We start from the raw sequence: 5232 nt of genomic DNA on the forward strand, positions 1-5232 counted from the left end.
CCTATCCCCTGTGTGCCTTGCCTCCCACGACTGGAGCTGAACAAGCTCAAGGCGGACGTTCAGACCGTGTTCCAGAGCGCGGTTCGGCGCGGCACCGTGATCACGGGTAGCGCCGGCAACGACTCGGGGAGCCTCCAGGGAAGCGGGTTCACGCTCCCGAACAGCGTCCCGGCGGCGTTCACCGTCAGCGCGACCTCACCGGCCGACACGCTATCCTTCTACTCGAACTTCGGCACGAGCGACATCGACATCGCCGCGCCGGGCGGATGGTACGAGACTACCGATCGGACGCTCAACGCGAGTGCCGAAGACGGGGAGATCCCCTTCCCGCAGAACGGCGTCCTCTCGACGTGGCCGACGGACGAGGAGTCGAGCGTGGGTCTCACGGGATACGACTACATCTCCGGCACCTCGATGGCCGCGCCGCAGGTCGCCGGGCTCGCGGCGCTCGTGCGCGAACTCGATCCGGACGCGAACGCGAGTCAGGTCGAGCAGGCGATCCAGAAGGGGGCCGAACTCGCGAACGGCAAGAGCGATCCGGAGTTCGGTGCCGGCCGGATCAACGCGCTGAACACGGTCGAACGACTCGCTGACGGCAAGGGGAACGGAAACTCGAACGGGAAGGCGAACGGGAAGGCGAACGGGAAGGCGAAAGGAAACGGTAAGGGGAAGTGACCGAGCCGTAGACGCCGTCGCGGCGAGCCACACAACGACACGCCTTTTCAGGGCCAACCCTCTCTTTGAGGTATGGACCAGAAGCGGGAGCTGTCGAGCATCGACCTCGCCGCGCTCGTCACCGAACTCAATCGGTACGAGGGCGCGAAGGTCGACAAGGCGTACCTCTACGACGACGACCTGCTCCGGCTGAAGCTCCGCGACTTCGACCGCGGCCGCGTCGAACTCATGATCGAGGTTGGCGACGTGAAACGTGCCCACGCCTCCGACCCCGACCGCGTCGCCAACGCCCCCGGTCGCCCGCCGAACTTCGCGAAGATGCTGCGGAACCGCATGTCGGGCGCGGACTTCGCTGGCGTCGAACAGTACGAGTTCGACCGAATCCTCACCTTCGAGTTCGAGCGCGAGGACCAGAACACGACGCTCGTCGCCGAGCTGTTCGGACAGGGGAACGTCGCCGCGCTCGACGAGACCGGTGAGGTCGTCGGTGCGCTCCAGACCGTCCGACTCAAGTCCCGCACGGTCGCGCCCGGCTCGCAGTACGAGTACCCGGCCTCACGGCTGAACCCCCTCGACGTGAGCCGCGGCGGGTTCGACCGGCACATGCGAGAGTCGGACAGCGACGTGGTGCGAACGCTCGCCACGCAGCTGAACCTCGGCGGACTCTACGCCGAGGAGGTGTGTACCCGCGCCGGCGTCGAGAAGGAGACCCCCATCGAAGAGGTGACCGACGACCAACTCGGCGCGCTCCACGAGGCGCTCTCCCGGATCGGCGAACGGCTCCGGTCGGGAGACATCGACCCACGGGTGTACGAGGAATCGATCGACGGCGACGGGAACGCCGACGGCGACGGAAACGGAGACGGAGACGCCGATCCCCGCGTCGTCGACGTGACACCCTTCCCGCTCGCGGAACACGAGGACCTCCCGAGCGTCGGGTTCGACTCGTTTAACGCCGCGGTCGACGAGTACTTCTACCGGCTCGGCAGCGAGGACACCGCCGACGGCGAGTCGCCCGCGGACGCGAGCGCCTCCCGCCCGGAGTTCGAAGAGGAGATCGCCAAACAGGAGCGGATCATCGAACAGCAGCAGGGAGCGATCGAGGGATTCGAAGAGCAGGCGCAGGCGGAACGCGAGCGCGCGGAACTGCTGTACGCGAACTACGACCTCGTCGACGAGGTGATCTCGACGGTGCGGGAGGCCCGCGAGAACGAGGTCCCGTGGGACGAAATCGCCGAGACGCTCGACGCCGGCGCGGAGCGCGGCATTCCGGCCGCGGAGGCGGTCGTCGACGTGGACGGCGGCGAGGGGACGGTGACGGTCGAACTCGCCCGAGAGGTCGACGGCGATACCGCCGACGAGGACGGCGATTCCGTCCGCGTCGAACTCGACGCGAGCGAGGGCGTAGAGGTCAACGCCGACCGCCTCTATCGGGAGGCGAAACGCGTCGAGGAGAAGAAAGAGGGCGCGATGGCGGCGATCGAGTCGACCCGCGAGGAGCTGGAGGCGGTCAAGGAGCGTAAGGCCGAGTGGGAGGCCAAGGAGGCGGCCGACGACGGCACCGGCGGAGATGACAGTGAGGGTGACGAGGACGACGACGAGGAGTACGAGACCGACTGGCTCTCGCGCGCCTCGATCCCGATCCGGAGCCCCGACGACTGGTACGACCGCTTCCGGTGGTTCCACACCTCGACGGGCTACCTCGTCATCGGCGGCCGCAACGCCGACCAGAACGAGGAGCTGGTGAAAAAGTACATGAGCAAACACGACCGGTTCTTCCACACGCAGGCGCACGGCGGACCGGTGACGATCCTGAAGGCCTCCGGTCCCTCCGAGTCGGCCGAGCCGGTCGACTTCTCCGAGGAGACGCTGCGTGAGGCCGCCCAGTTCGCCGTCTCCTACTCGTCGGACTGGAAGGACGGCCGCGGCGCGGGCGACGCGTACATGGTCGAACCCGATCAGGTGTCGAAGACGCCCGAGAGCGGCGAGTACATCGAGAAGGGGAGCTTCGTGATCCGCGGCGACCGCACGTACTTCGAGGACGTGCCCTGCCGGATCGCCGTCGGCGTCCAGTGCGAGCCGATCACGAGGGCCATCGGCGGCCCGCCGTCGGCCATCGTCGACCGCGCGGCCGCGCACGTCACCTTCGAGCCGGGGATGTACGCGCAAAACGACGCCGCGATGATGGCCTACCGGAACCTGAAAGAGCGATTCGCCGACCAGTCGTTCGTGCGGAAGGTGGCGAGCGCGGACCAGCTACAGGAGTTCCTCCCGCCGGGCGGGTCGGACATCGTCGACTGAGGAGTCGCCGTCGACCAGCCGCTCCCCGAGCGCGATCCTTTCAAGCCTCCGCGACGGAGAGCGTCCATGACCTTCGAATCGCTGCCGGAGGGCTGGCGCGTGTGGAACGAGGAGCCGAGCGGCCGCGCCATCCTCGTCTACCGGCCCGACGTCTTCGGCGGCGGCGACCTCCCGGACGAGTGTCTCCCGACCGTCTACCTGACGAACGGCGCGCGCAACGCCCGACCCGGATCGGGCCAGTACGCGACGGAGGAGTGGCACGTCGTCCTCTTCTTGGAGCCGGAGATCGAGGCCGTCTCGGAGACGTACGAGAGCCGCGAGGCGGGCGAGGGCGGAGCGGTCGACGTCGCGGAGCGGTTCGCCGCCGGCGACGTGGACTACCGGGCGGCGTATCAGGTGCCGCGCGAGGACTACTTCGCGCGTCTCGACGAGTACGTCGGGGGCAATTCCGCGGAGTGACGACCGCAGCGCTCGACCGAAATATTATACATAATCGCGCATATTTATCGTCGAGAAGGAGAGGTATACGCCACGAACACGAGGATTTTTATCGACAGCGGTCTTCCCGACGCGTACATGAACGCCGGTGGGGACTACGGCGGCGACGAACCGCGAGAGAAGTGCGGCGTCGTCGGCGTCTCGCTCGAAGACCGGGAGGCCGCGCGCCCGCTGTACTACGCGCTGTACGCGCTCCAACACCGCGGGCAGGAGTCCGCGGGGATCGTCACGCACGACGGGTTCCAACAGCACAGCCACGTCGAGCGGGGCCTCGTCGGCGACGCGTTCGAGAAGGGGGACCTCGAATCGCTGTCGGGCGGCACCGGCATCGGTCACGTCCGCTACCCGACCGCCGGCAGCCTCGACAAGAGCTGCGCGCAGCCGTTCTCGGTCTCGTTTAAGTCCGGCTCGCTCGGGCTCTCGCACAACGGGAACCTCGTCAACGCCGACGAGGTGCGCGAGGAGCTGGCGGCGGCCGGCCACGCCTTCACCTCCGACGGCGACACCGAGGTGATCGCCCACGACCTCGCGCGCAACCTCCTCGAAGAGGACCTCGTGCGCGCCGTCAAACACACGATGAACCGCATCCACGGCTCCTACTCGCTCGCGATCACCCACGACGACACCGTGTTGGGCGTCCGCGACCCGCTCGGCAACCGTCCGCTGTGTCTCGGGAAGATCGACGGCGGCTACGTCCTCGCCAGCGAGTCGGCCGCCATCGACACGCTCGACGGCGAGCTGATCCGCGACGTACGACCCGGCGAACTCGTCGTCTTGGACCCCGACGGAACCGGCTACGACACGTATCAGCTGGTCGAGCGCGACGCGACCGCCCACTGCTTCTTCGAACACGTCTACTTCGCCCGGCCCGACTCCGTCATCGACGAGAGCCTCGTGTACGAGGTGCGCCGCAACCTCGGTCGGAAGCTCTGGGAGGAGTCCGGCGTCGAGTCCGACGTGGTGATGCCCGTGCCCGACTCCGGGCGGGCGTTCGCCTCCGGCTACGCCGACGCCGCGGGCGAGACGACGCCCGACGGCGAGCCGCGGGAGTCGGACGACGACGGCGTGGAGTTCGCGGAGGGGCTGATGAAAAACCGGTACGTCGGCCGGACGTTCATCATGCCGACCCAAGACGAGCGCGAGCGCGCGGTCCGGCTGAAGCTCAACCCGATCCGGTCGACGGTCGAGGGGAAGTCGGTCACGGTCATCGACGACTCCATCGTCCGCGGGACGACCTCGACGCAGCTCGTGGAGCTGGTCCGCGAGGCGGGTGCGGAGGAGGTCCACCTCCGGATCGGCGCGCCGCCCATCCTCGCGCCCTGCTACTTCGGCATCGACATGGCGACGCGCGACGAGCTGATCGCCGCCGACGCCTCGACCGAGGAGATCCGCGAGGAAGTCGGCGCGGACTCGCTGTCGTACCTCTCCGTCGACGCGGTCGCGGAGGCGCTCGGCGAGAGCCGCGCGGACCTCTGTCTCGGCTGCGTCACCGGCGAGTACCCGTTCGACGTCGAGGGCGAGGCGACCGACCGCGACGTCGACGCGCCGACTCCGGACGCGCCGCCGGCGGACGACTGACCGGACGACCGAACACGGCGGCCGACGCTCTCCCGAACATATTCGGTCGGGATCCGATCGCCCGGGACGTATCGGGGGCTTAAATACGCTCACGGTCAGACGTGGGGGTATGAGATCGAACGCCGACGCTGCCGCCGAGGGCGACGACGCCGGGTCGATGAGCCGTCGCGGGTTCTTCCG

Annotated in this window: 3 protein-coding genes; all 3 read left to right on the forward strand. The window is 68.2% G+C overall.

From position 1 onward, the window contains the following. Positions 1 to 747 precede the first annotated feature (747 nt). The 3 genes from rqcH (at position 748) to purF (ending at position 5052) form a co-directional block, all read left to right on the forward strand. Positions 748 to 2976 (forward strand): ribosome rescue protein RqcH, encoded by a 2229-nt coding sequence (gene rqcH, locus BN903_RS03975; protein ID WP_048076507.1) that lies wholly within the window; start codon positions 748 to 750, stop codon positions 2974 to 2976. Between the two features lie 66 nt (positions 2977 to 3042). Then, a complete protein-coding gene (locus BN903_RS03980; RefSeq protein WP_048076508.1) occupies positions 3043 to 3435 on the forward strand; it encodes a DUF5820 family protein in 393 nt (130 codons plus the stop codon). Positions 3436 to 3552: 117 nt separating this feature from the next. Then, the gene (gene purF, locus BN903_RS03985; protein ID WP_048076509.1) at positions 3553 to 5052 is read left to right on the forward strand and encodes an amidophosphoribosyltransferase; all 1500 of its coding nucleotides are present in this window, start codon (positions 3553 to 3555) and stop codon (positions 5050 to 5052) included. The last annotated feature ends 180 nt before the right edge of the window (positions 5053 to 5232 follow it).

This window comes from Halorubrum sp. AJ67, assembly GCF_000513435.1.